General features: G+C 42.4%; 29 protein-coding genes and 1 pseudogene. 2 read left to right on the top strand and 28 right to left on the bottom strand.

The genetic code is table 11. From position 1 onward, the window contains the following. Positions 1-22: 22 nt before the first annotated feature. The 15 genes and pseudogenes from ilvN to HZC34_06215 all read right to left on the bottom strand — a co-directional run bounded on the left by ilvN (position 23) and on the right by HZC34_06215 (position 10,636). Positions 23-514, bottom strand: a complete 492-nt coding sequence (gene ilvN, locus HZC34_06285; protein MBI5701431.1) for an acetolactate synthase small subunit — start codon at positions 512-514, stop codon at positions 23-25. Between the two features lie 64 nt (positions 515-578). Next, positions 579-2,258: a biosynthetic-type acetolactate synthase large subunit gene (gene ilvB, locus HZC34_06280; GenBank protein MBI5701430.1), complete on the bottom strand. Its 1,680-nt coding sequence runs from the start codon at positions 2,256-2,258 to the stop codon at positions 579-581. A 3-nt stretch (positions 2,259-2,261) separates the two neighbouring features. Then, positions 2,262-2,669: a DUF86 domain-containing protein gene (locus HZC34_06275; protein MBI5701429.1), complete on the bottom strand. Its 408-nt coding sequence runs from the start codon at positions 2,667-2,669 to the stop codon at positions 2,262-2,264. Positions 2,670-2,671: 2 nt separating this feature from the next. Then, positions 2,672-3,079: a nucleotidyltransferase domain-containing protein gene (locus tag HZC34_06270; GenBank protein ID MBI5701428.1), complete on the bottom strand. Its 408-nt coding sequence runs from the start codon at positions 3,077-3,079 to the stop codon at positions 2,672-2,674. A gap of 6 nt (positions 3,080-3,085) precedes the next feature. Further along, positions 3,086-4,936, bottom strand: a complete 1,851-nt coding sequence (locus tag HZC34_06265; protein ID MBI5701427.1) for a hypothetical protein — start codon at positions 4,934-4,936, stop codon at positions 3,086-3,088. 105 nt (positions 4,937-5,041) lie between these two features. Then, on the bottom strand, positions 5,042-5,365 hold the full coding sequence (locus tag HZC34_06260) for a nucleotidyltransferase domain-containing protein (protein ID MBI5701426.1): 324 nt from the start codon (positions 5,363-5,365) through the stop codon (positions 5,042-5,044). A gap of 171 nt (positions 5,366-5,536) precedes the next feature. Beyond that, positions 5,537-5,731 carry a hypothetical protein gene (locus tag HZC34_06255; protein MBI5701425.1) on the bottom strand — a complete coding sequence of 65 codons (195 nt, stop codon included), beginning with the start codon at positions 5,729-5,731 and terminating at the stop codon, positions 5,537-5,539. A 164-nt stretch (positions 5,732-5,895) separates the two neighbouring features. Further along, the gene (locus HZC34_06250; GenBank protein ID MBI5701424.1) at positions 5,896-6,552 is read right to left on the bottom strand and encodes a nucleotidyl transferase AbiEii/AbiGii toxin family protein; all 657 of its coding nucleotides are present in this window, start codon (positions 6,550-6,552) and stop codon (positions 5,896-5,898) included. Beyond that, the gene (locus HZC34_06245; GenBank protein MBI5701423.1) at positions 6,542-6,784 is read right to left on the bottom strand and encodes a hypothetical protein; all 243 of its coding nucleotides are present in this window, start codon (positions 6,782-6,784) and stop codon (positions 6,542-6,544) included. Before HZC34_06245 ends, HZC34_06250 begins: the two co-directional genes overlap by 11 nt. Continuing rightward, on the bottom strand, positions 6,781-7,194 hold the full coding sequence (locus HZC34_06240; protein ID MBI5701422.1) for a HEPN domain-containing protein: 414 nt from the start codon (positions 7,192-7,194) through the stop codon (positions 6,781-6,783). Before HZC34_06240 ends, HZC34_06245 begins: the two co-directional genes overlap by 4 nt. Beyond that, on the bottom strand, positions 7,184-7,510 hold the full coding sequence (locus HZC34_06235; protein MBI5701421.1) for a nucleotidyltransferase domain-containing protein: 327 nt from the start codon (positions 7,508-7,510) through the stop codon (positions 7,184-7,186). The genes HZC34_06240 and HZC34_06235 overlap by 11 nt, the downstream gene beginning before the upstream one ends. A 28-nt stretch (positions 7,511-7,538) precedes the next feature. Beyond that, complete coding sequence (gene ilvD, locus HZC34_06230; protein MBI5701420.1) at positions 7,539-9,182, bottom strand: dihydroxy-acid dehydratase; 1,644 nt, start codon at positions 9,180-9,182, stop codon at positions 7,539-7,541. Between the two features lie 171 nt (positions 9,183-9,353). Next, the gene (locus tag HZC34_06225; protein ID MBI5701419.1) at positions 9,354-9,740 is read right to left on the bottom strand and encodes a HEPN domain-containing protein; all 387 of its coding nucleotides are present in this window, start codon (positions 9,738-9,740) and stop codon (positions 9,354-9,356) included. Then, a complete protein-coding gene (locus HZC34_06220) occupies positions 9,724-10,038 on the bottom strand; it encodes a nucleotidyltransferase domain-containing protein (GenBank protein MBI5701418.1) in 315 nt (104 codons plus the stop codon). The genes HZC34_06225 and HZC34_06220 overlap by 17 nt, the downstream gene beginning before the upstream one ends. A gap of 403 nt (positions 10,039-10,441) precedes the next feature. Further along, a pseudogene (locus HZC34_06215) lies at positions 10,442-10,636 on the bottom strand (dihydroxy-acid dehydratase). A gap of 170 nt (positions 10,637-10,806) precedes the next feature. Here HZC34_06215 and HZC34_06210 point away from each other — a divergent pair. Both HZC34_06210 and HZC34_06205 read left to right on the top strand, forming a co-directional pair. Then, on the top strand, positions 10,807-11,022 hold the full coding sequence (locus HZC34_06210; GenBank protein MBI5701417.1) for a hypothetical protein: 216 nt from the start codon (positions 10,807-10,809) through the stop codon (positions 11,020-11,022). Further along, the gene (locus HZC34_06205) at positions 11,023-11,286 is read left to right on the top strand and encodes a type II toxin-antitoxin system RelE/ParE family toxin (protein ID MBI5701416.1); all 264 of its coding nucleotides are present in this window, start codon (positions 11,023-11,025) and stop codon (positions 11,284-11,286) included. It abuts the gene before it with no gap. 17 nt (positions 11,287-11,303) lie between these two features. Here HZC34_06205 and HZC34_06200 read toward each other — a convergent pair whose 3' ends face one another. The 13 genes from HZC34_06200 to HZC34_06140 all read right to left on the bottom strand — a co-directional run. Continuing rightward, positions 11,304-12,857, bottom strand: a complete 1,554-nt coding sequence (locus tag HZC34_06200) for a hypothetical protein (protein MBI5701415.1) — start codon at positions 12,855-12,857, stop codon at positions 11,304-11,306. Between the two features lies 1 nt (position 12,858). After that, the gene (locus HZC34_06195; protein ID MBI5701414.1) at positions 12,859-13,869 is read right to left on the bottom strand and encodes a hypothetical protein; all 1,011 of its coding nucleotides are present in this window, start codon (positions 13,867-13,869) and stop codon (positions 12,859-12,861) included. Between the two features lie 9 nt (positions 13,870-13,878). After that, the gene (locus tag HZC34_06190) at positions 13,879-14,433 is read right to left on the bottom strand and encodes a hypothetical protein (protein ID MBI5701413.1); all 555 of its coding nucleotides are present in this window, start codon (positions 14,431-14,433) and stop codon (positions 13,879-13,881) included. A gap of 3 nt (positions 14,434-14,436) precedes the next feature. Beyond that, positions 14,437-16,128 (bottom strand): hypothetical protein, encoded by a 1,692-nt coding sequence (locus HZC34_06185; protein MBI5701412.1) that lies wholly within the window; start codon positions 16,126-16,128, stop codon positions 14,437-14,439. A gap of 120 nt (positions 16,129-16,248) precedes the next feature. Continuing rightward, positions 16,249-17,319 (bottom strand): ATP-binding protein, encoded by a 1,071-nt coding sequence (locus HZC34_06180; GenBank protein ID MBI5701411.1) that lies wholly within the window; start codon positions 17,317-17,319, stop codon positions 16,249-16,251. A gap of 383 nt (positions 17,320-17,702) precedes the next feature. After that, complete coding sequence (locus HZC34_06175) at positions 17,703-18,935, bottom strand: ATP-binding protein (GenBank protein ID MBI5701410.1); 1,233 nt, start codon at positions 18,933-18,935, stop codon at positions 17,703-17,705. Between the two features lie 69 nt (positions 18,936-19,004). Further along, positions 19,005-20,690: a hypothetical protein gene (locus tag HZC34_06170; GenBank protein ID MBI5701409.1), complete on the bottom strand. Its 1,686-nt coding sequence runs from the start codon at positions 20,688-20,690 to the stop codon at positions 19,005-19,007. Positions 20,691-21,070: 380 nt separating this feature from the next. Then, positions 21,071-21,262: a hypothetical protein gene (locus tag HZC34_06165; GenBank protein MBI5701408.1), complete on the bottom strand. Its 192-nt coding sequence runs from the start codon at positions 21,260-21,262 to the stop codon at positions 21,071-21,073. A gap of 56 nt (positions 21,263-21,318) precedes the next feature. After that, positions 21,319-21,642, bottom strand: coding sequence for a hypothetical protein (locus HZC34_06160; protein MBI5701407.1), 324 nt, complete (start codon positions 21,640-21,642; stop codon positions 21,319-21,321). A 19-nt stretch (positions 21,643-21,661) separates the two neighbouring features. Beyond that, positions 21,662-22,858, bottom strand: coding sequence for a hypothetical protein (locus tag HZC34_06155; protein MBI5701406.1), 1,197 nt, complete (start codon positions 22,856-22,858; stop codon positions 21,662-21,664). A 180-nt stretch (positions 22,859-23,038) separates the two neighbouring features. Beyond that, positions 23,039-23,227, bottom strand: a complete 189-nt coding sequence (locus HZC34_06150; GenBank protein MBI5701405.1) for a hypothetical protein — start codon at positions 23,225-23,227, stop codon at positions 23,039-23,041. A 152-nt stretch (positions 23,228-23,379) separates the two neighbouring features. Further along, positions 23,380-24,453 carry a hypothetical protein gene (locus tag HZC34_06145; protein ID MBI5701404.1) on the bottom strand — a complete coding sequence of 358 codons (1,074 nt, stop codon included), beginning with the start codon at positions 24,451-24,453 and terminating at the stop codon, positions 23,380-23,382. Positions 24,454-24,477: 24 nt separating this feature from the next. After that, positions 24,478-25,437: hypothetical protein (locus HZC34_06140; protein MBI5701403.1), on the bottom strand; the 960-nt coding region annotated here is incomplete at its 5' end.

Below are 25,437 nucleotides of genomic sequence, written 5' to 3'. Positions count from 1 at the left end.
CACATAGTGTATGTAGCTTACTCTAGACTGTATTTTGTGTCAAGTCGCGCAGCAATCCGATCGTTCCCGTCCTTACCATTTCCTTAATGCCAAACTTTTGCAGCATTGTTTCGATGCTTTCAACATTCGAGTGTTCGTCCGAGATCTCGATAATGATCGAATTGTCCGAAACATCGACAATCCTTGCGCGAAACACGTCTGCGATCTGGGTTATCTCCGATCTTGTCTTGTCGTTAGCGGAAACTTTTATCAATGCCAATTCCCGCTCGACAGATCTATCTGCCGGCAGGTCAAAAACCCTTACCGTATCAATAAGTTTGTAGAGCTGTTTAATTATCTGCTCGAGGTCCGCTTCGTCGCCTTCGGCAACAATTGTCATACGGGAAACCTGCGGATCTTCGGTCACTCCCACCGCAAGAGATTCGATATTAAAACCTCTTCGCGCGAAAAGACCCGATACTCTCGAGAGCACCCCGGGTTTATTTTCAACAATTACAGAAATAGTGTGTTTCATAAAACAACTCCATCATTTGTCATTTGACCTGCCTGCCGGTAGGCATGGCATTTGTAATTTGTCATTAATCAATCAGCATCTGATTGATCGCTTGCCCCGGCTGGACAAAAGGAAAAACATTTTCCTCTTTTGCCACAACAAAGTCAACCAGGACCGGCCCGTCTTTTATCTCTAACGCGCGCTTGATCGCCTCTTTTACTTCTTCCGGTTGCTCAACGCGAAAAGCTTTGGCGCCATACGCTTCAGCTATTTTCACAAGATCGGGATTCGCGCAAAGGTTTGTCGCGCAATATCTTTTCCCGTGGATAATTTCCTGCCATTGCCTGACCATCCCTAAAAAAGAATTGTCCAAAACAAAAATTTTTATCGGCAATCTATTATTTACCGCGGTAGTTAACTCTTGGATATTCATTTGGATCGAACCGTCCCCCGCGATATCGCAGACGATCGCGTCCGGCCGCCCGAATTGCGCCCCAACCGCCGCAGGAAGTCCAAATCCCATAGTACCCAGTCCCCCGGAACTTATGAAAGACCTGGGCCTTGTGTATTTATAGAACATTGCCGCCCACATCTGATTCTGGCCAACCTCTGTGCAGATTATTGTATCTTTATCTTTTGTCAATTCGTATATCTGTTCGATAATATATTGCGGTTTAATACTGCCGCCAACTTGCTTATAAGAAAGCGGGTACTTGGCCTTCCAATCGGCAATTTGGCTCATCCACTCTTCGCATGCTCCTTTTGGAGAGGCTTTTCCTAGTATCGCTTTAAGCACATTTTTAACGTCGCCGACTATCGGGACATCGATCTTTACATTCTTTCCTATTTCAGCAGGGTCGATATCGATATGGATGATTTTTGCGTTCGGCGCGAAATGTTCAATATGCCCAGTCACTCGATCATCAAAACGGGCACCTATCGCAATTAGCAAATCGCAGTCCGTCACGGCGTAATTAGCAAATGCTGTCCCGTGCATCCCGAGCATCCCCAAGGAAAGCTCGTGGGTTTCGGGAAAAGCCCCTTTGCCCAAAAGTGTAGTTGTGACAGGAATATTGTATTTTTCTGCGAACTCTTTCAATTCATGCGCGGCATTAGACAAGATAACCCCGCCTCCGGCATAAATGACAGGTTTTTTTGATGCCACGATATGCGCGATGGCTTCTTTTATCTGTTTCGGGTGGCCGGCCATGTTCGGCTTGTAGCTTGGAATATCAACTTTATCCGGATAATTAAATTTTATCTTCTTAAGTTGTATATCCTTTGGGATATCGATGATCACCGGCCCCGGCCTTCCCGACTTTGCTATATAAAAAGCTTCTTTTACGATCCTTGGCAGGTCATCCGCGTTTTTTACAAGAAAACTATGCTTTGAGACCGGCATTGTGATGCCGGTAATATCCGCTTCCTGGAAAGAATCTTTTCCTATTAAATTTGTTGCAACCTGGCCTGTAATGGCAACCATAGGAACCGAATCCATGTTTGCTGTTGCAATTCCCGTAACCAAATTTGTAGCGCCTGGTCCTGATGTCGCAAGGCACACGCCAACTTTGCCTGTTGCGCGGGCATATCCATCAGCTTCATGCGCCGCCCCCTGCTCATGGCGAACGAGGATATGTTTAATATCTTTGAAAGTGTAGAGCGCGTCGTAGATAGGCAGGACAGTGCCGCCTGGATATCCAAATATGATATCCACGCCTTCGTGCTTTAGGGATTCGAGGAGCGCTTTTGCGCCTGAGCTTTCCATTTGTTATTTTTTTGAAATATATCTCACTATAATTCCTGAAAAATTATGGAATATCATAAGATCAGAGCTTATTTCCAAAAGTTCTTCTGAAGAAATTTTCCAGTAAGTATGCACAAGCCGGTTCCTTAGGTCCGCAAATTTTATCATTGTTTCGTGTTCATTTGCGCTTATTATGCCATTTTCTTTTAATATCAGCAGGATATCCTTATAATTTGAAGGTTTTCTGAGCCCGGCATCGGATATTATTTGGTTGCCTATCGTGAATACAGCCTCAAGCATTACCTGCAAGAAATATCTTCCAAGTAAAAACTTATCCCTGCTCGACCGCATTTGTTCATGCGAGCTTTCAAGATAATCGAGCGCTTCCTTTATTTCCGAGAGCCTATGGTGTATTTCTTCAATATTGACCATGATTATCCATTTTTAAGTATCCTTTTGTCGAATTCTTTGTTATAAATATCGGACAAATATCCGAAATCAAGATATTCGTCCAATATCTTTGTTTCATAAGCGACCCTGTTCGGATCCGAACCATATATGCATCTGCCTGTTGATATTACCGAATAGCAAAAGCTCAAAGATTGGTTATTCAGGCAGCCAATTTCGTATTTTTTATTATTTAGCCGGCTTTGGATCTCGTTTTGCAGGATCAAGCTTTTTACCATTGGGGTATTTTCATTTTCAGGCCATAAAACCGCCAGGTCAATGTCGCTCATGGGCCCCATCTTGTCCCTTGACGCCGACCCAAAATAATATACTAGCATGGGGCTATATTTATCCAGTATTGCAAGCAATTCCTTATTAATATACGTGTTATTCATTATAGATTAATTTATAACAAGAAAATTGAACCCTTGAGTTATTGAGCGGAACCCGACAGTAAATGCCCCGTTAACTTGATTTTTGATCGTCACAGCCTGATCATAATTAGAATTAGAATTTATTATAGTCAATAATATAATAGAATCCTTATGCACATAAGAATTATTTACCGTTACATCAAACTGGGATGTCCCGGAAATATTTACCCTGCCAACAGCCTTATTTATTGTCGCTGTGGGCGAGCCGCTAGTTACAGAGGCGTTGCCTGCAGGCATTTGAATTGGGCCGTCAACAAACAATGCGGGGCCGCCATTTTGGTTTTGCGCGCGCACTCCGGCGGTTAAATCGCTTTTGCTAATTCCATAGACACCGTATGATTGATCGCTAATCCCATGGACGCCATTGCTTTTCATGCTATATCCTGAAATTCCTGCATCATTCACACTTTCAAATTTTCCTCCAATAGATGTACTGCTCCATCCTCTAACTCCAATACCATTAACATTTGCGCCATATATTCCTATCCCATCTTTTGAAGTACTTAGGCCATACACTCCATAAATACCCGAAGCATGAATACCATCACTGCTTTTGCTTTCAAATTTGCCGCCTAGACCATCTTGTGAGACCCCAAACACCCCCGTCCCGCTACTGCTGCCCCCGCTCACGCCTCTCCCATCTGGCGACCAGCCAGCTACACCAATTGATGGGATGTTTTTTGTTGACAATGTCGTCACTTTGGTGGAATCTCCGACGGAACCATAAACGCCAATATCCGTTGATGTTCCAAATACGCCCATGGGCGGATTAACGCCTGCGAAATAACGGGATACCCCAAGTTCGCCAAACACTTTAAAATTGGATGCTTCTCCATGTACAGCCGCCACTTCAACTTTTGTCGAGTTAGTTTTTGCATCTATCGCTATCCATTGATCGCTCTTTCCGAAAACGCCAGTTCCCGTATCTGATACTCCTGCAACCCCATAAGAATTAATGGTGCCAGGAAGATACTTCCCAGCAGCAATAGACGTTACACCTAAGACGCCATAATTATTTCCATTTTGTGGTCCGCTAGATAACGCACCGAAAACGCCTATATTTGGCCCATAAAAAATACCACCAGCATATGTTGCGCCAATGCCCTGCACGCCAATTCCACCAGCTCCAGAAACCCCTACTCCTTTAACAGGATCAGCTTCAAATGTTCCGCCAAAACTATAACCAACAGCATTAATGCCAACATAATTTCCTTTAGCATATATAGCCAGACTATTGCCTTGCGGTACCATAGTTATATGATTTTTGTTTTGATCGCCAACATACAAATGATCAAATTTTTCGTTAACAACGCCTCCACCGCCTACGGAAACACCACTTGCTTTTAGCGCTTCATCAAAAGTTTTTCCGCCGATCTTATCGGCATTTGCAGCATTTATCGCATAAGGGACAGCTGTAATATCTTGCGCAAAGCCAACCCCCTTGGGCTGACCTGGGTCAATTATGACATTGGAAACCAAAACAATTTTTTTGATCTGATAAACAGCGGGATCAAAACTAAATGTTGGATCAAATTCAAGGATTGCATTGAATATCCCATTTTTATCTATAGTAAGAGTTTGCTTGTTTGTATTATTTACTATCGGGTTTATACCGTTAAGTATCGTTGACATGAAGTTGTTATTTTCATCTACCAAGAAAAACGTGAAATCATAGTGGCCGTCTTTTATCGGCGCGCCATCTTTTTGCGTCAATCGCCCCTGGATATTTATTGTCCTCGGCACATCGGCAAATAAGACAGCAGACAGCAGAAAGCAGAAAGCAGAGCACAGGGCCAGGAACAATATTAATTTTTTCATGATTATTTCCTCCTAATTATCAATCAACAACAGTCAACAGGAACTTCTTTCTAGATCTTTAAAATCTTCTTAGTTTCCGAAATAAATTCTTTTATTAACGCGCTGTTATGCAATTTTAATCCCTTCTTTTAAAACATTTTTAATGAATGGCGTGTTAAATTCCCGAAGCCTGTCAAATTGGTCCTGTTTTAACACTTTCAACGAAATGTCCGCGCCCTTTTCCAACTCAATATCCATTACAGCGTCATACAGCTTGCTTTTTAATTCCTTATTTTTTTTAGGCGCAACAATGAGAATATCATAATCAGAATCCGGTCGAGCGGTCCCTCTTGCATGCGAACCGAAAAGATACATGCTGCTGATGCTTGGCCTTAAGGCGCTTATCCTATCCAAAAAATTATTTACAACTAATTCATATTCTTTTGCCATATTATGCCCTGCCTTCACTTTATCAGATTTTTTGCCTGATCTCCTGCTTGCGCCGATAGCCCCTATAGTATCCCCTTCGGCGGCTTGCCGCTAAACGCAACAATAGCCACAAAGATCAAAACTACAACTAAAAATATCACCATCGGCACCAAGCTTAAATATTGGTTCATATTATTGATCCTCCGTTTTTGATGTTAAAAAAGTTCCTGCAAGCAAAAGTAAAAGAAAAATAATACTGCCGATAATAAAAACAATAATATTGAACCCTGTTACAAATGTGCCGACTATGAGCACTGTAAAAACAACCTGGTTTGTCCGCGAAATATTATCTATAAAATATTCTTTCGATCTTTTTGTTATTTTCATTTTAACATTTATTTTACAAATCGATCAACAATATCTCCTGCTTGCGCATATTTTGTCAGATCTGCCTTTGCAAACCAATTAACAGCTGCGTCTTTCATATAATTCCCCCTCGCATCCCGCATCGCGCGTTACGCATTACGCCTTCCTAAGTATAGCACGCTTCTTTAATGCGAGTTCCCCTTGATCTTATTTTTAAAGAACTCTATTATTTTCCTCGACGGAACAAATTTCTCCGAAGAAAACATGAGTTTTTCTTTTTCGTCCAGATCGCCAATATAGGTCAATTGCTCAAGAAGCATCTTTTCGCTGAAGAGTTCTCCATACTTTTTTTTACAGCAAGAAATTATGGCTCTTAAAGTCGCATACTCATTTTTTATGATAATATAAAGGTCGAAATAGTCTCTGTAATTGCCTCTTCTTCCAAGTGCGTATGCTTTTGTTGCCGCGATATCCAATATTGAAAGAAGAGGAAGATAGCCTTTAAGCTTTACAAGCGACTTTATCGGATCCCAATAATAATTCAGGACTGTAAGTTTGATCTCTTCATTAAGGATAAGGCTTAATTCATCGGAGGAATCTACAAGCGTTTTGATCTTATAGCCGCTAAGCCCTTTTATAATCTTTTTTTTAACGGCAAAAGTTATATCTTTGTTCCCGAAAACATCAAAATCATAGGATTTTCTATGCCCGAGCTGAAGAGCCAGCGCTGTGCCACCGGCAAGATAATATTTTTCGTCCAATATAGCGGAAATATCCTTGAACGCTTTAATTCTTTTCTCATCAAGGACCTCAAAGTGAAGCGGCTGCATCCTATTTGCCACCAAAAACCGTTTCCGCGAAAGTTAATACGCTTTTCCTGCTGAATTTATTCGAATTTTTTCTTGCAAAATCAACGATCGCTTTTGCGCCAAGCTTGTTTTTCAGATATTTGAGGTGCTCCATTCTACCCTTCTCAAGCGCTTGGAACAAAATAATATTTCTGTCCTCTTTTAGGGAGAGTTTATTGAAATCTGCGAACCACAATATTCCTTTGAAATATTTTGGGAGGCTCATCTTAACACCGCCCCTTTTGAGACCTTGCTTTTTGAAAATTTCAAAATGTTTTTTGCTAGCGCTATAGCGCTCTTTGCTTCGTCTTTAGAATAAATAATAGGATTGTCCGGTGGATATTTTGATTCAATATAATACTTATTTAAAACTTCAATAAGCTCTTTCAGGCTTAAAAAATCCTTGTCCTGCTTAATACACAAATTTACAAGTTCAACCAAATCATGCGTTTTGGGGGCCAGTTCGGACTTATAGATCAAAAAAGCTTTAAGCGTTTTTTCCGCCGCCTGTTGGGCATGATAACAGATCATGTCCGTCGGCGGATCTTCATAATAGAAGAAAATCCCATCAGCGGCTTTTATCTCATTTCCCGCTTTTAAAAACCAATCCTCAAAATTTAAAGAATCAGGCGCCATAGAGAATTTTCCCTTTTTCCAAAATTTCTTTCACAAACGGATTTTTTCGCCTTAAACTTTGCTCAACTTCTTCCGGGGTATATACAAGCGCGTCGAGTGGGAACAACCTATCTGGAAAAAGTTTGGAAACTTCAACCCCCCTTTCATCTCGACGTAAAACCGAAGGTGCTATTATAAAAAGGTCTAAATCGCTGCTTCCCGAAGCTTTCCCCCATGCATGCGACCCAAAAAGAATAATTTTTTTAGGATTAAGCTTTGCCGCTATCTTAGCCGCGGCATCTTTAATTAAACTTTCATCAATTTTATCTGTTTTCATTTTCCCTTCAGAGTGACCTCCTGCTATCCTACTTAAGTATAGCGCCCACACTTGCCGAAGTTACAAGCTTCTGATATCTCGCAAGCCACCCGGCTTTGATCTTCGGCTCATGCGGTTTTACAGCCGCCAATCGTTTTTTCAACTCGCTGCTCGTTACCCGCAACTCTATTCTCCTGTTCGGAATATCTATATCAATAACGTCCCCATTTTTTACAGCCGCGATCGGTCCGCCTAAAGCGGCTTCCGGCGCGACGTGGCCAATGCATGGACCTCTTGTTCCACCGGAAAATCGCCCATCAGTAATTAATGCGACTGAATCAGAAAGCCCCATACCGGCGATAGCCGATGTTGGATAAAGCATCTCCCGCATCCCGGGTCCGCCTTTTGGCCCTTCATATCTTATGACAACAACATGCCCTTTTTTGACTTTACCGGAAACGATCGCTTTTTGCGCCGCATCTTCGGAATCAAAAACAATCGCTTCTCCCGAAAATTTCATCATTTTCTGTGAAACCGCGGTTTGTTTTACAACTGCCCCTTCAGGAGCGATGTTTCCTTTAAGAACGGCGAGGCTTCCTTGCTTATGATACGGATTGTCCAATGTTTTTATGACTTCGCGATCATAAACAACTCCAGATTTTGCGATCTGTTTGACCGACATCCCTGAAACTGTTGGATTATCTTTCAAGAGTTTTTGAAGGACGGAAAAAGCGGCGGGAATGCCGCCGGCATTCTCAAAATCCTCCATAAAATGGTTTCCGCCGGGGCGGATATTTGTAATATGCGGGGTTTCACGGCTTATCTTGTCAAATATATCAAGCGTCAGATCGATCCCCGCTTCCTGCGCGATCGCTGTCAGATGCAATACAGCATTCGTCGATCCGCCAAGCGCCATATCGATGCGTATCGCATTCATGAATGAGTTCATGTTCATGATCTTTCTTGGAGTAAGATTTTCGGATACCAACTCAACTATCCTTTTGCCGCTTTCATAGGCGATCATTTTTTTCTTGGAAGATACGGCAAGGGATGTCCCGCAGAATGGCAAGGACATTCCCATCGCTTCCGTCGCACAGGCCATAGTATTTGCGGTAAATAAACCGGAACACGAACCGGCTCCGGGACACGCGCTTAAAATTAAACTATCGAAATCTTTTTTTGATATTTTTTTCTGCTTGTAAGCCGCTTCTGCCTCGAAAGCGTCGTGGACAAGATCAAGCCTCTCGCCTTTATAACAACCTGCGAGCATTGGGCCTGCTGTAACTATAATAGAAGGGATATTTAATCGCGCGGCCGCCATTAGCATTCCGGGTGTTATCTTGTCGCAAGCGGTGAGCAATATTAAACCATCCAATTGGTGGGCTTCTGCGACTGTTTCAACAGTGTCTGCTATGAGTTCTCTCGATGGCAGAGAATAATGCATCCCCTTGTGTCCCATGGCGATCCCATCACAAATGGCAGGAAGGCCGAATGTGAATGAAACTCCGCCGCCGGCATGTATCCCTTTTTCTATAACTCTTTCAAGCGATCGCATATCAACATGCCCCGGCACCAAGTCGGTAAATGAGGAAGCAAGGCCGATAAATGGTTTTGAAAGTTCTTTATCAGAAACGCCTGTCGCGTGGACTAAGGCGCGGGTCGGCCCCATTTTTTTAATATTATCGCTTCGCATGATGATACCCCCTGAGGAAGCAATTATAACATGAAATAATCGTTTGAGGTTATCTTGGCCATAGTTTCGGAAGCTAATTATGAAATTGGATGCTGGACTGTGGATTCTTGAAACAAGCTTCTATCTTCTATGTCTAACCCCCTTATTTCCCATAGCCTTCCACCGCCACGACTATTTTCGCAACCGGCTAATCGCTTCTTTTGCTATCGCCAGGCAATTAATCGCCTGGTCCTTGGTTATCTTTTCCCCAAAGGGATATCTTAAAGACGGATATAAAGCGTTAAGATGGGCGATTTTTTCGGCTGCCGCCTTATCTTTATCATCGCCAAAAACTTGTTCGAACAAAACATCAATATCGTGGGTGAATTTAAATGTTTGCCCCAGTTTTAACAGGTTTGCTTTCAAAAATTTTTCAACTGCCTGATGCGAATGATAGACGGAAATCTCATATTTATCGCTCTCCTTCAATATGATTTCCGCCGATACAAGGTCATCAAGCGCTCTCCGCTCCCATTCGCCTATTATTACGGCTTTCTCTTTTTCAATCTCTGCGCTCATAAAGAACTATTCCCTTTTTATCTATCTCATACTGCAAAGTTCCCCAAATATTTTTCCGGCTGTCATATTCATCTCTGCCTAAAACTACAATATCAAAAGGTATCAAATTTTTCCCAATAATTTTCCTGATCGCGACTGAATCCATTGTCCGATCTTGGATATAGTCTTTAACTACGCATAAATCCACATCGCTATTTTCTTTTCTCGCACCTAAAGCAGACGAGCCAAAGAGAATGAGTTTTCTGGGATTAAATTTTTCGGCGATCCGCTTTGTTATATTTTTTATTTCTTCGTCCATCTTTTTTTCCTTTACCCCGAGCGCGGCTGAACAAATCACGCTGAAGCCCTGGCCTCAACTAATAGCGTCATACCTTTTTTCTCTTCTTTTGTGAATTATACCATAATGATGCGGTTTTTGGGCAATCGCGTTGTCGAGGAAATTTGGTAATTGGGAAATTTGCGACTGGGAATTGGGAGATTAGGTTATTTGGAAAAAATTATTGTTCCTATTATCCAAATTCCCTGGGTATCCGGTTCTAAACTCCAACCTTTGACTCAACGCGAAGCAATCTCTTTTCATGCGCCGCCAATTTCTCGTCCTGGTCGTCGTCTTTTTTCTTTGCGAGAACCCTATCTTCGCGGAATTTCTCCAACTCTCCCATAACTTTATCAAGCCTGGCTACAACAATGATTAACATAGAAGGGATATTCAACCGTGCCGCCGCCATAAGCATCCCGGGTGTTATCTTGTCGCAAGCAGTTAGCAAAATAAGACCATCTAATTGATGGGCTTCGGCTACTGTTTCAACTGTGTCTGCTATGAGTTCTCTCGATGGCAGAGAATAATGCATCCCCTTGTGTCCCATGGCGATCCAATCACAAATGGCAGGAAGGCCGGTGGACTAAGGCGCGGGGCGGCCCCATTTTTTTAATATTATCGCTTCGCATAAAATCAGCTCCTAAGTCTATAAATTATAACATAAAAAAGATAGGGACGGATGGACTCAATTCCAATCCCTTTTTGACTCGATCAGAAATATATGCTAAAATTATTTTGGGTGAAAAAATGACGGAAGCGTCAAAAAATCTTATTTTAAAGAAATTGGGCAGAATAGAAAGACTCCAAGAAGAGATATTGAAGGACTGGTCGCTGGTGGAGGATATAATCCTTGAGACAACTTCCAAACAGCTAAAAAAATCTATTCGTCAAGGCAGAAAAGATCACAATAGAGGAAAAGCCGTTCCCTATCGTAAATATCGTCTTTTAGTCGGACGGAACTAAATGTCTGCTTATCAGATACTTATCACTCCTCGCACCAAGAAAGATCTTAAAAAAATTGATCATTTTGAGGTTAAACGTATTGATGCGGCAATTATGAAACTGGAATCAATCCCTTTTCCTGATGGAGTGAAACGCCTTATTGCTGACGATGTAGCACAATTCCGTATCCGTATCGGGGATTATAGGGTGCTGTACGACGTTGAGCAAAAAAGCAAAACTATAATAATACTTCGAATTGGGCATCGGAAAGATATTTATCGGTAAAATCGTAGAACATTAAACTACTTGCTTGGGAAATAGATAGCTTGTATCGAGCCTGAAACATCTAATCGGCCGGAAGAAGCAGAATGTTTAAGATATCCCGTCAAATAAAACTTTTGTTTGCCGGCAGTTTTCGTTTCAAATACATTGCTTGTAGAAAATGGGAAATATATATTGGGGCCCATCGATTTTTTTGCTTCAAACTGGCATGAAAAATTAAATTTCGAATTATCCGCTAGAAAAACATACGAAACCAATGGATTTGTCCCAAAGTATACATCATAAAAGACTTGAGAAGAGAAATTATCAATATTAAGTATTCCTAAGCCAATTAAAACATCGGTAGTGGCGTATGAATACAAGGTTCCGCTTGATTGGACCAATATATACCCGGGAGCAGGCACATCTATTTCAACAGATTTAATGATTACTGCCGTGCTCGACTTTAGATTGGTATTAGAAAAATTAAAATAGTTATCGTAAGCAATTCCCGGCAAATTGTTTGCGGTAATTGTCCCTGAAATATTTACAGGTCCGTCGACTTTTACGCCCTTTTCCCCCGAAAATATCGCCCCATATCCGCTATTATCTACGCCCTTAACGCCTGCGCCACTCGTTGAATCAGTATATCCAAAAACTCCGCTCGTCGTATTGCTCCCCTTGCCGTAAACTCCGGCCTTCCAATCGCTGTCCAAAGTATTACTGGCTACTTCGCCATATATCCCGTTTCCCGAATCGCTTGCCCCTGCAACCCCAAACCATTTATCATTAGCCTCTGCGGTGTTGTATCCGCCAAACACTCCGCCATTAGCGCCGGTTGTTTTCCCGATAGCGCCAATACCTGTTGAACTTTGAAAATACCCTCCAAACGTTTTTCCAGAGCCATAAACGCCATAAACGCCATAAACGCCTATTATGCCTATCGCATTAGCCGTTGACTGACCGTAAACGCCATAATTCTCTCCGCCAAGCGCTCCCCACCTATCGCCGCTTGAAGCCGATAAACCTTTGACCCCTGCCGTTTTTCCGCTTGATTCGATCCCGAAATTAGATTTACCGGCGTTCACTTTTAAGCCCCCGCTCATTTCATCCCCGCTTTTTTTGACATAACCGGCGACCGACCCGACTATTTTGCCATCCGCATCTTTTGCCGCAAAAGAGGCGGGCTTAAGCCCTCCGAGCATTCCGGCATTTAATACATATGGTGCGGAAGTTAGAGCCTTAGGCTCAAGAATAGAAGTCGACCCGTCTTCATTGATAATAATAATATTCAAAGTATATGGCGAATTAAAATCTGCGAGAGTGGAAGATATGTCAATATCCACATTGAACACTCCGTCGCTATTTAGCGGGATATCATAAACCTTAGAATTGAAAACAGCCGCGCCTTTATTGTCAACCAGAGAACATCTTAATTTTTTGGCCCCGGAAACAGCCTTGGAATTCGGATCGGTCAATTTGCCTTGGATATTCATTATTTTGGGGACATCCGCGCGCGCAGGCGCACAAATGACAAATGACCAATGATAAATGACCAACAATGTAATAATTATATTCATAGATAATCTTTTCATATCAGTATTTCCTCGAGAAGAACATGCAATTAAGGGCGCCATCAAAATTAAATTTAACGTCGCTTTTCGTTGTTTTTAGAAATCCGATCAAATGAAAATGATACGACTTGCCTCCTTCCACTCCAAAAACCCTTGATGACGCAAATGGAAACGATGGATAGAATCCTTGCCCAGTTGGATTTGTTAATCCCACAACAGCGACCGATCCATCAATAATAAAGTTTTTTCCGTCAGGATCCAAATACTCGTTGTCGGTTATTTGCGCGGACATTTGGGAAAAACTTTCGTCATTGTTTGAGAATATGCCGCTTGCTTGAACAAGGGCATAGCCTGAATATGGGAATGTCACATATATATGCTTGATCATTTTATGGTAATAATAACCGCCAATGCTTGTCTTGGTAAAAAAATTAGATGCGGTAATTCCTTTTTCCGCCCAGTGAAGCCCCTTGCCTTGTATCCCGCCCGAAACTTCAAGCGGCCCATTTATTTTTACGCCGTTTTTTCCTGTAAAATCCCCTCCGTATCCTTTTGGATTGATCCCGACAATTGCCGCCGCATTGTCTTTATCTGTTGTTGTGTATCCCATAACTCCAGAGGTTTTTGCGCCTCCTTTGCCGTAAACCCCTGCTTTCCACTCGCTGCTAAACGTATCGCTAGTTATCTCGCCATACACCCCGTTGCCTGCAACGCTAACACCTGCGACTCCATAATACTTGTCAGTTGTCGAATTTGAATTATAAGCGCCAAATATTCCGCCGGTTCCCGTAGATTTTCCAAGGACACCTGTCCCGTTCGCGCTAGAAAAATATCCGCCCGCGGTCAGCCCTTTTCCCCAAACACCAAAAGACCATAGAATATTTCTTATAACGCCAAGGCCTCCTCTGGCAGCGCCAGTATAACTTGAATGCTGCCCATACACCCCGGGCAAAGACACATCGTCCCCATATTTGTAACTATAGCCGCCTAATACCCCGAAGAAATTATTATCCCCTATCCATGTCCCTTTCACTGCGCCCGACTACCCGCTTGCCTCGACGCCATAATCATCGCTTTCACCGCCTGTTATCTTGAGGCTCCCGGACATTGAATCCCCGGATTTTTTAACATTGCCCGCAAGTTCACCAGCAATTTCCCCAAAATCATCGAGCACGACAAAACTCGAAGATGAAAGGCCGTTAAATTTGTCACTATTTAAAGCATAAGGAACAGAGGTCAAAGACTGCGGATTGAGAGTCGTAACTTTGTCGGCATCATCGATAACATTAATAATAAGGCTGTAAGGCGAATTAAAATCAACGCCTGTTGCGGAAGATAGGTCAAATTCAGCATTGAATATTCCGGCATTATTTACCGTTATGGTGATAACAGGCGAAATCCAAATGCTTTGATTGTTCGAATCAACCATGCTGACACGGATCTGTTTTACACTTTTGACGATCTTATTGTGATCGTCCGTCAGTTTTCCCTGGATGTTAATTATTTTGTTGGGAATAGCGGCCGCCGGTGCGATAATGACCAATGACCAATGGCCAATGACCAACAATGTAATTATTAATTTATATAATTTTTTCATGATTTAATTAATATTCGGCATATAAATTGCCTGAATGTTTCCCGTAATATTTAAAGGCTTTCCGCCGTAAGTTTTCATGGCGCAAGATAAAGTAAATTGATTGCTAATAAGCGCGGCGTAGTTATTAGGGTTAAACAAGGTTGGGAAACCAGATGAAACATCAAACATCCCCTGTACAGTGAACGGATACTTGAATATCTTGCTGGCTTTTGTGCCTGCCACTGTAATAAGATCGCCTGGCAATTCTTTCTTCGTCGTTCCTTGGTAAGTTGTCTGTAAAAGCTTGACCGAAACCCAAAATGGAGAGTTGCCGTCATCCGAAGTCTGAACAGTCCCTGTTGCCTTGATCAATATCTTTCCTCTCTTAGGAGTGTTAAGATAGGAGCTTGCAAAGACAATATACGGGTCCATTGATTCTGTTGGAGAAACAACCTGAACAGCTTCTTCAAACATGCCGCCGCTCGAATAACCTATCACGGTGTCGGCCAGGTCGGTCGGGAAAGGTGCAGGCCAATTTTTATCAAATGGTGCAAAGCTTATCCAATCAATTCCTCGGATATCACCTTTTACCTCAAGAGACCCTGATACATTCATGCCTTTAATGCCGGAGAATATCCCCGCGTATCCGTTAGGATTGATACCGACAACTCCTGCGCGATTTGGGTTGTCGACTTCAGAATACCCCAGAACACCGCTCGTCTTAGCCCCGCCTTTTCCAAAAACACCGGCTTTCTTAAATATCCCGTTTATTTCCCCGCCATAGGCCGCGTCGCCATCGCCATAAACTCCATTGCCAGAATCGCTTATTCCTGCAACTCCAAACTTAGTATCAGATGTATCAAATACATTATAGCCGCCCAAAGCCCCGCCTTCGGACCCATTGCTTGCGATCGCAATCAAGCCATATCCGCTTTGGCTTTCAAAATAACCCCCAGCAACGCCGCCGACACCCCAGGCTCCGAACGATTTTTTCCCGGGGAATTGGACGCCAAGACCTCCTTGCGCGAGATCGGTGAATTTACCGTATGCGCCATAAAATTCGGTTCCCTTGCTGATTTTTTTCCCCTCAACAATTGCAAATCCCAGCTTTTTGCCGTAACCAAGCATCCCAATAGCATCGCTATTGTCCAGATATGTTCCTTTAACACCCCCGATTTCACCGCTCGCCACTAGCCCAAAATCTGCCCCGCCGCTTGATATAATAAGCCCGCCGCTCATTACATCGCCAGTCTTTTTTACATACTTTTCCGCCTTCGCGCCGATAATATTGCCGCTCGCATCCAGTGTTGCAAATTTCGTGATATTCATACCGTTAAGTTTCTCCGCGTTTAAGGCGTAAGGAACCGCAGCGATCTTTTGTTCAAAAACCGTTCCATCAATATTAGTAATTATTTTACAAGGCTTATCAAAAGTTAATAGATTCGGGGAGCTCAAGCTTTCGTCATCAACCTTATCCAAGTCGAGATCAACTGAAAAAACACCCGCTATTAGGGTTACTTGCATTGGATCGCTCAACCATAATAACAAATTTGGCTCCTCGATTATCATAAAGGTCGCGGTTTTAATTCCGTTGACGGGGATGCCGCCAGATCGCAACAATCTGCCTTGGACAGTTATAATATGCGGGGTAGCTGCAAAAGCGCTTGAGCTAATTGCCAATAATATGACCAATAAAATATACAATACTCTTTTCATCTTATTGGCAAATAATAGCATATTTCTGGGGGGGGGGCAAGCCATTGTGCAGCAGGAATAATTGAAACGCCTCGCACGGTTTTTTTATGCGCGGCCTTTTGCACAATTAGTGGGGGTGTCCTAAGTCAGGAGAAAATGCAAATAATTATCAGATGTTATTATTTCCCATGCCGAATTTGGATATGAGGTTATAAAATCTTTAGGCAAGCCAACTTTATCTTTTTTGTATTTAAATTCATAAGCGAAGAGTTTCCCTTCTCTCTCTTCGATCCAATCAATTTCCTTCCCGTCCCAAGTTCTCCAAAAATAGTTATTTGCGTGTACCTGCATATATTCCTGTGTTTTAAGCCTTTCTAAGACTAAAAAGTTCTCCCACAATTTTCCTATGTCATCGCGCATATCAAGATTATTAAAATTTGAAATGATGGCATTTCGGATGCCATTGTCATAAAAATAATATTTCTTCTTCCTTGTAACTTCCTTCCTTAAATTCCTCGAAAATCCAGACAAGCCAAATAGGACAAAAGCTTTTTCAAAAAGGTCTATATACCGAGCCACGGTTTTATAATCAATATTCAATTTATTCGCGAGTTCGGACAAAGAAACCTCGTTCCCAACCTGAAAAGCAAGCAATCTGAGAAGATTAACTAGCACCTGGGCTCCTTTAACTTTCTCGAGTTCAAGTATATCTTTCAACAAATAGGAATTCACCAATTCCTCAAGTACGCTAATTTTCTCTTCTCTTGTTTTTGAAGTAATGACTGCTGGATATCCTCCGAAAATGAGCCATTCGCCTAGCTTTTCATTTAATTCATGGGCATTAAATAGCTTGAGCAGCTCTATTTGGGACAATGGATACATTGTAAGGGTTCTTTTCCGTCCGGTTAGCGGCTCGCCAATTTGGCCGGAAAGCTCGAAAGAAGAAGACCCTGTAGCGATCACTAGAATCCCCGGGATTTGATCGACAAGAATCTTGAGCCCCATTCCGATATTCGGGATCCTTTGCGCTTCATCCAATACTATAAGCTGATACCCTGACGCGTAATCCAATATTTTTGAAAAATCTTGTGAACCCAATATTTCCTGAACCTTAATATTATCACCAGAGTCTATTTTATATTTAAGCTTAGTATTCTTGAAAAAAGTTTGGAGAAGCGTAGTTTTGCCAACTTGCCTTGCACCATATATCACCAAAACCTTATTGGGATGTAGATATTCCTCTAAATTCTGATAATAGCGTGGCAACATTTGCAATAATCATACCATATTCCTTGTATTTGTCAAGTTTCAAGTATTTACATTCCTCATACTCAAAAAAACCTCGCCCAAAAATTACTTTGGGCGGATAAAGAAACTACAAATACGGGCCTATGAATTTAATTTATAACAAGAAAATTAAAGCCGCCCGTGGGCTTTGGCCTAAACATAACTTCAAAGCCGCCATCATATTGTTTTGCGATGACAAGCGCTTGATCCTGTGCCGGTGAAGCTTTAAAACTTGAATCAAAAATAAAATATCTATTATTAGATCGTTATAGGGATGGATGATGCGCCGATCAATTAAAAGTGAGCGACTATATGTAATCCCACGGAACAGCAATTATTCTATCTGTTATTTTCTCCGGCCTATCCCCCATGGTAATTACAAAACCAATATTTTCGGCCTCGGGATAATCATTCAAAAATATTTCCAAGCCTTTAACCTCGGATAATGCGACCTTCTTGCTGGCCTTGATTTCTATAGGTACAACTCTATCCCCAAGATCGAGGATACAATCCACTTCAGCCCCTCCACTTGTCCTCCAGAAACAAACTTTATAATTTTCGCCTAATACTCTTATTCTTCTGATGATTTCCAGAATTACAGCATGCTCAAAAAGCGTCCCTTTTTGCGTATTTACCAATTCCATTTTCAATGGCATCCTGGACACGGCATTTCTTGCCCCGATATCGAAGAAATAATATTTTGGCGATGATAGTATCCTTTTTCTCGCATTTTTCAGGTATGGTTCGACTTTTTCAGCCACAAGCGTATCAACAAGCAGGTTATAAAATTCTTTGATGGCAGGAGCGCTTACCCCTGCTTCCATTGAAAGCTTCGACAGATTCGGGCTTGTCCCCGATTCGTTTGCCGACAGTTCCAGGAACCTTGAAAATGCCCCGATCTTTCTGCTCAAGGATTCCGCCCTGATCTCTTCTTCCAAATAAATATTCGAATACGATTTCAGGATATCCTTTCTTTCTTCTTCATCTTCGATCAATACAATGCCGGGCAGGGCTCCGAAAACAAGCATTTTTTCCAGCGAATAGTCAACTCTCGAATTGATATTGTCAATTTTTAATTCCTTGATATGGCTTCCTTTTATCCATCCGAATTCGCCCCAATTTAGCGGGTCTAAGCGGCAGGATTTCACCCTGCCAGGAAGCATATTTGCTCCCTTCCTCCGCAATTTTCTAGCGGAAGACCCCGTGATCAAGAATTGCGCTTTTTTGTCGTCGATCAAGTACTGCATCGAGTCAAAAAGTTCCGGCACCTTCTGGGCTTCATCGACAAAAATATACGGGTTCCCGTCAATAGCTTCAACCTGGCGGATTAGCAAAGAAGGGTCTTTCTCAAATTGTTCCCGTATTTCGGGGTTTTGCAGATAATACGATCCCAGATTTTCTGTTTTTGATAGGCACTTTTTTATTAGCGTTGTCTTCCCTACCTGGCGCGGCCCGAACACAAGAGCGGAGTGCTTCTCTTTTATTGTATTATTAATTACTTCTTCCAAGCTTCTAATTAGAACATTATTTTTACCTTGCATATATAAAGTATAGTTTATTTAAGTATAATTGTCAAGCGGATAGGCGTTTGCGGCTAAGATTACAGTTTACTAATTGATCACTAGAAAATTAAATCCACCTATTGGCTTTGACCTGAAAACAACTTCAAAGCCCCCATCATATTGCTTAGTGATAACTAGAGCTTGGTCGTGCGCCGATGCGGGAGAAAAGCTTGAGTCAAAAATAGTTAATAATATTATAGAATCTTTTTTCACGTAACCATTAGTTACAGTTACGCCATTGTAAGAATTGGAATTGGAAGCGTTTAATGTTACTTTCCCGACGATTTTATTTATCTCCACATTATGAATTGAATAAGCTGCAGGCCCAACAGTAGTTGTTTTACTTTCGTTATCTATTTGTATTTTCCCTTTATTAATTTCCAAAACAACATCAGCATAATATTGGTCCTTTGTCGATCCAATTTGAACTTTTCCATCTGCTTTTATCGCGTTTCCTGTGGCGGCAGCATTCGTCGCGTAGACCCCAGCATGGTTTTTATCATGCGAGTACCCATAAATTCCATCGTTCATACTGCTAACGCCAAAAACACCATTTCCTTTATTGCTAATTCCTGCAACACCAAAATTTTTCGCAAAAAAGCCTGATACAACATCGTTTGTATCCAAACTTCTTCCCAAAACTCCGCCACCATTTCCGCCATTATTCGAAAAAGAAGTTCCAATTACTCCAAATCCTTTTTGTGCTTCAAAATATCCACCTGCTGCGTAATCCTTATTGTTTACCCATAAGCTAGTATCCGGAAATTCATACCAGCTACTTCCATAGACGCCACTCCCAGTGGAGCTTCCACCGCTAACCCCTCTCCCATCAGGCGACCAGCCTGCAACACCAATTGACGGGATCTTTTTGCCTGACAATGTCGTCGCTTTGGAGGATTCCCCCACTGAGCCATAAATACCTATATCCGTTGATGTTCCAAAAACGCCCATGGGCGGATAAACGCCTGCGAAATAACGAGCAGTCCCAAGCTCGCCAAAGACATCATTGGATTTTTCACCATGTACGCCTGCTTCTTTCCCAACTCCAAATATTCCTGCCTTTGAATCTGATTTAGCATAAATCCCCATATTGTTTTTACTATATGCGCTTAAGCCAACCGTTCCATCGCCCTTGGCGGCAATAGCACCAAAAGGTATTCCAAACCATGGAGGAGTAATAGTCGTCCTGTCGTCCGTAACGCGTAAAGCCGCTGTTTCATCCTTAGCTGAAATCCCAAGTACCCCGCTCATATCATCCCCGCTCTTTTTCACAAAATCTCCCGATGCGCCAATGATCTTTCCACTTGCATCTTTTGTGGCATACGAAGTCGCAGGGAGGCCGCCAAGGCTATCCGCGTTTAAGGCGTATGGAACGGAGGTTAAGGGTTGCAAAAACTTCAAGCCTAAGTTCGGAAGTTCAACAAGAACCCAATAAGGCTTATCAAATTTTAATTGCCAATCATTGGCACCAGTCAAATTAATTTGCAAATTAAACATGCCATTCTTTATTTCTTTATCATTAAATATTTTTTCCGTGCCATCTGCGATCGTGTTCCCATCTTTGTCCGTAAAGTCAACAGACATTTGATATTTCCCGTCAGAAATTGGAATGCCTTTATCGCTAACACGCCCCTGGACATTAATAGTCCTCGGTATTTCCGCTAATGAGACAGCAGACAGCAGGAACATACAGCTTACAACTAACAGCGAATAAACTAGTATTTTATTTTTCATATTCCCCCCTTTTTCATCAATTTTCCCCCTTTTTCATCAATCAACAACCGATAACAAAAACTTGCCAAAAATCATTCCTTACGAATGGCAACTCTATCTAACTGCCAATATGAGACTAGTTAGGAACCGCGAACCGTGCCTGCCGGCAGGCAGGGTTCACTCGCAGGTTCCTAACTAGTCTCCAGAGTATCAGATTATCAGTAGGCAGAATATCTGATGATCAGATAATCAGGTTTTTTACCTGATCTCCTTATATCCATTTTCCCCTACAACATCCCTTTTGGAGGCTTGCCGGAAAATACAGAAAATATCGTTACTACGATAGCCCCTAATATGACAATAGACAAAAATGAATATAAAGCGGCCTCATTAACCATGATCTATCCCTCCGATATTGAATTGGAAATAAGATACCCCAAAAAAACTATAACACCAAAAAACACTCCGCCAAAAATAAACGTTGTTAAGCTAAAAAGATTTATGAAAAAAGGGGAAACTATTGCAAGCGTAAATATTACTTGGGACATTCTCGCAAATATATCGACAAAATATTTTTTTGCTTCCTTGTTCATTTGCAATTTCTCCCTATAATATCGACCAACAACCTGAAACCGGCCTGATAACCATTTCACGCATGAGCCGGCATACGTATATGCTCGTTAAGCTTTTCTTTGACTTCGCCGACGCTCTTTCCCACTTGTTTGATATCATAATCCAGCATCTTGTAATTCTGGTCCACTTTTTTGTCCACCGCTTTTACCAGCTCTTTAACATCATCGATCTTTTTATTTAATACAGCATACCCATTATCGATCTTTTGATTTAATACAGCATACCCATTATCGATCTTTTTATTTAATACGGCGTGTCCTTCAAGAACAAGCTTAACATCGCTTCTTATGCCCTCTAAGAGTATTTCAAAATATTCTTTTTTTAATTTTTCTTCGGCCATTTAATTGTCTCCTCAAAGATCAATCAACAACGCTCAACATGAACTTGCCAAGGATCTTTCCCTGCGCATGGCTTACAACGACGCCGGAATATATAGCATTGCCGAGCGTCAGGCCTGTTGGCTTCACGCCGTCCCAGGTTATCTTGTTGACGCCCGCGTTGCCGCCTTCCTGCCCCGAAAGCAGTATGAATTTTTTGACAATTTCGCCTGTCGGCGAGAAGATATGGACATCGATGTCGGCTGCCGTCGAAAGGGTATATTGGATCGTAACCGTCTTATCTTTTGTCGGGGAGAAAGGCGATGGGAACGTAAGCACTGGCCCCAGTATCGACGCGGGGCCTGACATGACGGTAACTGTCGCGACCTCAAACGTAGCTGTGCCGTCGGCGTTCTCGACGTATATCTTTATAGTATTAACCCCTTCGCCCAATTTGTTTTCCTCAGGCACATCGTATGAAAAAGACAGGGCATTTACGCTTTTTGCGCCAACACCCGATGCAGACAGCTCTTTGTTGGTTATTTTTGTCTCGCCAATTGTGAGTGCTGGCGTAGGCCCGCCGGATTCGTTGATCTTGATCGATAATGACCCGGATTTTAAGGCAAGCTCGCTTTGGACTTTCGCCAATATTTTTGGCGTCGCAGGCACTATGAACTTATCACCCTTTTCAACCAACGCCTTTTGGTAAATTCGGTTGCCGAATTTTATATAATCGAATAACGGCGGAGGATACGCTATGCCAGCCCCCGGGCCTGCCGCCGGAGCCGGAGGAAATACATAATTGCCGTCAATCTTGCCGCCGCCTTTGGTAAGCACAAGGTTCGCATAATCGATCCCCGACCTTGATAATTTCACATCGACTTTATCTGCGCCATATCCGTTTGCCGGATCGGCTTGATTGCTGTTCGGGATAAAGACGTGATAGTCGGTCCCGCCGAGGAACAAGAACGGATCGGTCATCGGCGTACTGCCGGCATTTAATAAATATTTATCTTTTTCAGCTAGCCCATAGGCAAACCCGCTCCCATCCTGAAGTTTGTTCAGGAATTCATAAAAATAAACGGCCATGCCCGTCGCTTTCGCGTCAGGGTCTTGTATTGTCCCGCCGATCCAATACTGGGGGTAATAATACGCCGCGTGAGACGCTGCGCAAATGACCAATGACCAATTTCCAATGACCAACAATGTAAATATTAAAATATATAATAATTTTTTCATATTATTCAAATTCCGACTTTTAATTTTCGGTCTTCTCTCTCGGAACTTTTAACCCCGCCAAAATTGACTCGCTAATGCTTCCTTCTCGCGACAAGATTTGGAAAAACAAAAGTCATAAAACCGAATAAAACAACAAGAAATATTCCGATAAAAACCCAGTACCATGCCATTTCGCTCATTTTATTCCTCCATTTTTGCGGAAATACTCCCGCCCCATAATATCAAAATTATCGCTATAACCGAGCCGGAAATTAATAACGGGATATCGAACGATCTAGTTGCGATAGGCGCAATGATCATAACAGCAAAGATTATTTGGAATGATTTTGCTATTAGATCGATTAAAAATTCTTTATATCTATCGCTCATATTTAAACCCTTTCTTTAATGCCATTTTTATCCTACAAGATCCCTTTTGGCGTATTTTTGCCGAACAAAAAATAAACGACTAGCATTATTATTGATATAATTATTAGTGAAAGATATACAATTGACAACGGCTCCATGCTCACTCCTCCTCTTTAGTTACTTAGCTTAAACCCCTTAACATCGTCATTAACATAAACCTGGACGCCTTCGCCGGCTCGTATCGTAAATCCTTTGCTCGCGCCGGACTTGTCGTCTACTATAAATGCTTCGGAGGCGGCGCCTGTCCAGTGCCCGATCGCAATAACGACGTTCGCCGGCTTTGCCGGATCGCCCGACTTTGCCGCATTTATCAATTTAGCCAATTCGAATGCCTGTATATCTTTTGGAGAAGAAATTGCGTTAATAACAACTTTCCCGGCTTCCGATTTTAACAGGTCATAGGTGAAAGATGTCGCAACGCCGCCAGTGCCGCCGGAGCCGATTGTGTAAAGTTGCGGGCTACTCCAAGTCTCCCCCCATTGATTTATGGTTTTACAGATAAATGCGTATTGTTTGCCGGGTGTAACCTTTGTCGAATCCAGATCCAATACAGTCGATGTAGCACCCGCAACTTCAGTTGGCGGAGCAGAGGCCATCGCGTTGGCGGGATCGGCTGGGATCCAATACTTCCATCCATGAGATTTAATCTCCCTATCGCCTGTAGAACCCGAACCTTCGTTCGCCGTAACCTTTAACGATGAAGTTTTAGTATTTTTTACCGGATCGGTCGCCGATACTTCTTCGAATTTAGTGATCGAAGGGGCATACGGAGAATCCGCCTTATAATTGCATTTGATATTGACCGTAGGCGTTGTTGGCGTACTTGTAACGGCGCCAAGGCTATACGATCCAAATCCATAATATCCTTTTGCCGTGATTACCGATGCAATGTCCACGCCTTCAACCGCCAACATGCCGACCGTTAAAGACGATCTTCCATCCCAAAAATTAAAACTGCCGTCGGCTCCAAGAACCAAGGGATTTGTAAAAGTAGTACTTGTCAATGCTCCAACAGCCCCGCTTGGCATAAGGCTTACCGAATTATCGTAACACGCCACAAAGTTAGATTGAGCTACGGCCGAGCCATCGTGCTTTGTAACCGCTCCGGAAACAGTCGCTCCGCCCGCAAAAACAGGAGATGCGAAAGCCAGGATCAAAAATAAGACCGCCCACCTCTTTAATAACATAATAATTCCCCCTTTAATTTCAATTTACTTGATCCAGTCGAACGAGGCTCCTTCGTTCTTATACCAATAGCCCGCCGCCGGAATGAAGCTAAATACTTTCTGTCCTGGCGTAGCATTTTGCCATCCGCCGGAATCGCTTATCTTTTCAAATAGTTTCGTTATATTGTTAAAATAGTAAATCTGATCCCCATTTTTAGCTGTCAAACCTACGGTCTGAAAATCGATCAGAGTAGGAAGAGTAGCCCCCAGTGTTACATAGCCATTTGCCGGCATTGCCTTCGTAAATGGCGTTGTCTTCACGGCTCCAATTAGAGATAATTTTTGGTCGGCCGGAAGCTGGAGCCAATATGACTTTCCGGAACTAATGCCAAAAGGAACATTTGGAGAATAGGCCCATGCGCCATTTGTAAAGTTTGCCTTAGACATCATAACGGTTAATTCGTCAAAACTATAGGATTCCACCCCCTGAACATCAAGCTGTCCCATGAATACATTAGAAATTGACGTCCCCTTAAATGGAATAAGCGGCATAGAAATAAAATCATACCCCTTGGAAACGTCAATAATAATTTTCCCGACTGCCCATGCAACCGGCACTTTAGCCTCCGGGATTTGATCGTTTTTAATAGCCTTATAATACCTTTCTTTGTCGCCGTCAAGAAATTGGTTTTTATCATAAAGGCTTCCAATCACACTACTAGGGTTATATAAAGAGGCGGGAGCCCAAGAAGCAAAAGAGTTCGTATATTGCCCTGTCCCATCACCTTTTAAATAATAAATAAGTATATCGTTCCCATAAGCTGCGAAATCCCAGCTCAATTTAATATCATTGCCTTCTTTATCGATCGTCAATGGGACAGTTCCCATAGGAGGGAGCAGCCCTGCGCCTTCGCCAAGCTTGAGAGTGATATCCAGCTGTTTGTAGCCTTTAAGATCGGACACATCGAAATTAATTGGATTTTTGCCATAGCCATCTGCGATTAT

The organism is Candidatus Saganbacteria bacterium (genome assembly GCA_016223245.1).
Classification (GTDB): domain Bacteria; phylum Margulisbacteria; class WOR-1; order XYC2-FULL-46-14; family XYC2-FULL-37-10; genus JACRPL01.
This window is presented reverse-complemented; position numbering and strand designations above follow the sequence as displayed.

Bases quoted from the DNA above. Each gene is read 5' to 3' on its own strand.
- ilvN (MBI5701431.1), bottom strand. From the start codon at position 514: ATGAAACACACTATTTCTGTAATTGTTGAAAATAAACCCGGGGTGCTC.
- ilvB (MBI5701430.1), bottom strand. From the start codon at position 2,258: ATGGAAAGCTCAGGCGCAAAAGCGCTCCTCGAATCCCTAAAGCACGAA.
- HZC34_06275 (MBI5701429.1), bottom strand. From the start codon at position 2,669: ATGGTCAATATTGAAGAAATACACCATAGGCTCTCGGAAATAAAGGAA.
- HZC34_06270 (MBI5701428.1), bottom strand. From the start codon at position 3,079: ATGAATAACACGTATATTAATAAGGAATTGCTTGCAATACTGGATAAA.
- HZC34_06265 (MBI5701427.1), bottom strand. From the start codon at position 4,936: ATGAAAAAATTAATATTGTTCCTGGCCCTGTGCTCTGCTTTCTGCTTT.
- HZC34_06260 (MBI5701426.1), bottom strand. From the start codon at position 5,365: ATGGCAAAAGAATATGAATTAGTTGTAAATAATTTTTTGGATAGGATA.
- HZC34_06255 (MBI5701425.1), bottom strand. From the start codon at position 5,731: ATGAAAATAACAAAAAGATCGAAAGAATATTTTATAGATAATATTTCG.
- HZC34_06245 (MBI5701423.1), bottom strand. From the start codon at position 6,784: ATGAGCCTCCCAAAATATTTCAAAGGAATATTGTGGTTCGCAGATTTC.
- HZC34_06240 (MBI5701422.1), bottom strand. From the start codon at position 7,194: ATGGCGCCTGATTCTTTAAATTTTGAGGATTGGTTTTTAAAAGCGGGA.
- HZC34_06235 (MBI5701421.1), bottom strand. From the start codon at position 7,510: ATGAAAACAGATAAAATTGATGAAAGTTTAATTAAAGATGCCGCGGCT.
- ilvD (MBI5701420.1), bottom strand. From the start codon at position 9,182: ATGCGAAGCGATAATATTAAAAAAATGGGGCCGACCCGCGCCTTAGTC.
- HZC34_06225 (MBI5701419.1), bottom strand. From the start codon at position 9,740: ATGAGCGCAGAGATTGAAAAAGAGAAAGCCGTAATAATAGGCGAATGG.
- HZC34_06220 (MBI5701418.1), bottom strand. From the start codon at position 10,038: ATGGACGAAGAAATAAAAAATATAACAAAGCGGATCGCCGAAAAATTT.
- HZC34_06210 (MBI5701417.1), top strand. From the start codon at position 10,807: ATGACGGAAGCGTCAAAAAATCTTATTTTAAAGAAATTGGGCAGAATA.
- HZC34_06205 (MBI5701416.1), top strand. From the start codon at position 11,023: ATGTCTGCTTATCAGATACTTATCACTCCTCGCACCAAGAAAGATCTT.
- HZC34_06200 (MBI5701415.1), bottom strand. From the start codon at position 12,857: ATGAAAAGATTATCTATGAATATAATTATTACATTGTTGGTCATTTAT.
- HZC34_06190 (MBI5701413.1), bottom strand. From the start codon at position 14,433: ATGAAAAAATTATATAAATTAATAATTACATTGTTGGTCATTGGCCAT.
- HZC34_06185 (MBI5701412.1), bottom strand. From the start codon at position 16,128: ATGAAAAGAGTATTGTATATTTTATTGGTCATATTATTGGCAATTAGC.
- HZC34_06175 (MBI5701410.1), bottom strand. From the start codon at position 18,935: ATGCAAGGTAAAAATAATGTTCTAATTAGAAGCTTGGAAGAAGTAATT.
- HZC34_06170 (MBI5701409.1), bottom strand. From the start codon at position 20,690: ATGAAAAATAAAATACTAGTTTATTCGCTGTTAGTTGTAAGCTGTATG.
- HZC34_06165 (MBI5701408.1), bottom strand. From the start codon at position 21,262: ATGAACAAGGAAGCAAAAAAATATTTTGTCGATATATTTGCGAGAATG.
- HZC34_06160 (MBI5701407.1), bottom strand. From the start codon at position 21,642: ATGGCCGAAGAAAAATTAAAAAAAGAATATTTTGAAATACTCTTAGAG.
- HZC34_06155 (MBI5701406.1), bottom strand. From the start codon at position 22,858: ATGAAAAAATTATTATATATTTTAATATTTACATTGTTGGTCATTGGA.
- HZC34_06150 (MBI5701405.1), bottom strand. From the start codon at position 23,227: ATGAGCGATAGATATAAAGAATTTTTAATCGATCTAATAGCAAAATCA.
- HZC34_06145 (MBI5701404.1), bottom strand. From the start codon at position 24,453: ATGTTATTAAAGAGGTGGGCGGTCTTATTTTTGATCCTGGCTTTCGCA.